The sequence below is a fragment of the Variovorax sp. MHTC-1 genome, from assembly GCF_003984645.1.
Lineage (GTDB): Bacteria > Pseudomonadota > Gammaproteobacteria > Burkholderiales > Burkholderiaceae_C > Variovorax.
In genome coordinates this window covers 1-2,927 of sequence record NZ_RWKI01000058.1, presented here as the reverse complement: position 1 = coordinate 2,927, position 2,927 = coordinate 1, and the positions used below count along the sequence as shown (strand labels likewise).

The following is a 2,927-nucleotide window of genomic DNA, read 5'->3' as shown; positions in this document are numbered from 1 at the left end:
CCACGCTGGCGCCCGAGCAGATCAAGCCGGCGCCGGAGATGGGTTCGGTGCTGGACACGGACTACCTGATCGGGCTGGGCACGCTGGACGAGCGGATGCTGATCCTGGTGGACATCGATCGGCTGATGTCGAGCGAAGAGATGGGCCTGGTGGAACGGATCGCAGCATGAACTTCCTGTCCAACCTGCGCATCGGAACGCGCCTGGCGGTCGGCTTCGGCCTGGTCCTGGCCCTGACCATGGTCTCGGCCGTGTTTGCCCTGATGAGCGCAAGCAGCAACGCCGAGGCCACCCGCCAGATGATGCAGAGCCCGCTCGCGAAGGAACGGCTCATCTCGGACTGGTACGTGCTGACCTACTCGGCCATCGCGCGCACGGCGCTGATCGCCAGGACCAGCGACGAAACGCTTCCGGTCACCTTTGCCGAGGTCATCTCCGACAGCGTCAAGAAGGGCAGCGAGACCATGGCCAAGGTCGAGGCCTTGCTGGTGACCGACATCGAGAAGTCGACCTTCAAGTCCATCGTCGAGCTGCGCGCCAAGTACCAGGCGGCCAAGGAGGCGGTGCAGAAGGCGAAGGCGAGCGGCAACGCGGCGGAGACGGAGACCGTCTTCAGGGAGGTCTTCCAGCCGGCCGCCAAGGCCTACGAAAGCCGCGTGCTCGAACTGCTGGCGCTCGAACGCAAGGCCATCGACGACATGAGCCGCGCGATCGACGAGGCCAACGCGCAGAGCTTCAACCTGCGCATCTTTCTCACGGCGCTCACGCTGCTGCTCGGCGTGGCCTGCGCCTACCTGATCGCCCGCAGCATCACCCGGCCCCTCGGCCGTGCCGTCAAGGTGGCGGAGACCGTGGCCAGCGGCGACCTCAGCTCGCGCATCGAGGTCGACTCGCGCGACGAGACGGGCCAGCTGATGCATGCGCTGAAGAACATGAACGAAAGCCTGGCCAAGGTGGTGGGTGAAGTGCGTGCCGGCACCGACACCATCGCTACGGCCTCGGGCCAGATCGCGGCCGGCAACCATGACCTGTCCTCGCGCACCGAGGAACAGGCCAGCTCGCTGGAGCAGACCGCGGCCTCGATGGAAGAACTCACCAGCACCGTCAAGCAGAACGCGGACAACGCGCGCCAGGCCAATCAACTGGCCGTCTCGGCTTCCGAAGTGGCAGTGAAGGGCGGCAGCGTGGTCAGCCAGGTGGTCGACACCATGGGTTCGATCAATGCATCGTCCAGAAAGATCGTCGACATCATCGGCGTGATCGACGGCATCGCGTTCCAGACCAACATCCTGGCCTTGAACGCGGCGGTGGAAGCCGCGCGCGCCGGCGAGCAGGGCCGAGGCTTCGCGGTGGTCGCTTCCGAAGTGCGCAACCTGGCCCAGCGCTCGGCCGCGGCGGCCAAGGAGATCAAGACCCTGATCGGCGACTCGGTGGAGAAGGTCGAGGAAGGCAGCAAGCAGGTGGCCGAAGCCGGCCGCACGATGGATGAGATCGTCGACAGCGTGAAGCGCGTGACCGACATCATGGGCGAGATCACGGCGGCCAGCCAGGAGCAGACCCAGGGCATCGAGCAGATCAACCAGGCAATCACGCAGATGGACCAGGTGACGCAGCAGAACGCGGCGCTGGTCGAAGAGGCCTCGGCCGCGGCGCAGTCGCTGCAGGAACAGGCCGGAAGCCTCTCGCAGACCGTCAGCATCTTCAAGCTGGGCCAGGAGGAGGCGGCCGTGGTGCTCGCGCAGGTGCAGGCACGCAGCCAGCCGAGCTTGCCATCTAGGCGCGCGGCGCCGGCGCTGAAGGGGCCGGCCAAGCCGGCCGCTCCCGCACGCAAGGCCCTGCCGGACCGGCGCGCACCGCTGGCCGTGGGCCACACGGCCGCGGGCGAGTGGACGGAGTTCTGAAGCAAGCGTCCCGGCCCTCAAGTTCGGCGGCCGGGCTGCCGATATCCCTCATAACCGGCCTGAAGTCGACGGCCTTCGCAGGATGAACAAAATGCAGTGGTTCCAGGACCTTCGTGTCACCGTCAAGCTGATCCTCAGCTTTCTGATCGTTGCGGGGGTCGGCGCCGTCGTCAGCGCGCTGGGCGTCTATCACATGGGGCGCATCAGCGCCTCGACCGAGACGCTCTACAGCCACGAGCTGCAGACGCTGAAGGCGGTGCAGGCGGCCAACATCCATCTGCTCTATGCGAGCCGGGCCCAGATGGGCCTGCTGTCGGCGTCCACCAAGGGCGAGCGCAATGCCGGCATCGCCGAGCTCAAGAAGGCCGGCGCCGGACTCGCGGCGCGCATGGACGAGGTCAAGCCCGTGCTGCTGGAAACCGAAGAGGGCCGCCAGCTCTACCAGCAGTACGAGGCGCAGCTGCCGAAGCTCAACAAGCGCATGGCCGATTTCGTCGCGCTGCTGTCCGCGCAATCGCTGGACAGCTCGCAGTTCGACGGCCGCGTCTCGGAGGACAGCGCGCAGCTGCTGAAGGATTCGCGCTCGCTCGAGCAGGTGCTCGAGAAGATGGTGGCGCACAGCGACATGCAGGCCAAGGCGAGCATGGAGCATGCCGCCCAGACCTACAAGACCTCGCGCCTCCTGATGCTGGCGATGGCCTTGATCGGCATTCTCGCGAGCGTGGGATTGGGCGTGGTGGTGGCCCGCCTGCTGGCGCGCCAGCTGGGCGGCGAACCCGGCTACGCGGCGGACGTCGTCGGCCGCATCGCCAGCGGCGACCTGACGGTGGACGTCGAGGCCCGCTCGGCCGACGACGGCAGCGTGCTGCATTCGATCAAGCAGATGCAGGACCAGCTGACCCATGTGGTCGGCAAGATCAAGCTGTCGACCGATGCGATCGCCACGGCCTCGGGCCAGATCGCGGCCGGCAACCATGACCTGTCCTCGCGCACCGAGGAGCAGGCCAGCTCGCTGGAGCAGACCGCG

The 2,927-nt window shown here is 67.0% G+C and carries 2 protein-coding genes and 1 pseudogene; all 3 read left to right on the top strand.

All coding sequences use genetic code 11. The features are described from left to right. Positions 1-170: pseudogene (locus EJI01_RS29545) on the top strand (chemotaxis protein CheW); the annotation flags it as partial. Next, positions 167-1,900 (top strand): methyl-accepting chemotaxis protein, encoded by a 1,734-nt coding sequence (locus tag EJI01_RS28115; protein ID WP_126840384.1) that lies wholly within the window; start codon positions 167-169, stop codon positions 1,898-1,900. The pseudogene EJI01_RS29545 and the gene EJI01_RS28115, both read left to right, overlap by 4 nt. Before the next feature lie 91 nt (positions 1,901-1,991). After that, a partial coding sequence (locus EJI01_RS28110; protein WP_185879104.1) for an MCP four helix bundle domain-containing protein occupies positions 1,992-2,927 on the top strand: 936 nt, incomplete at its 3' end.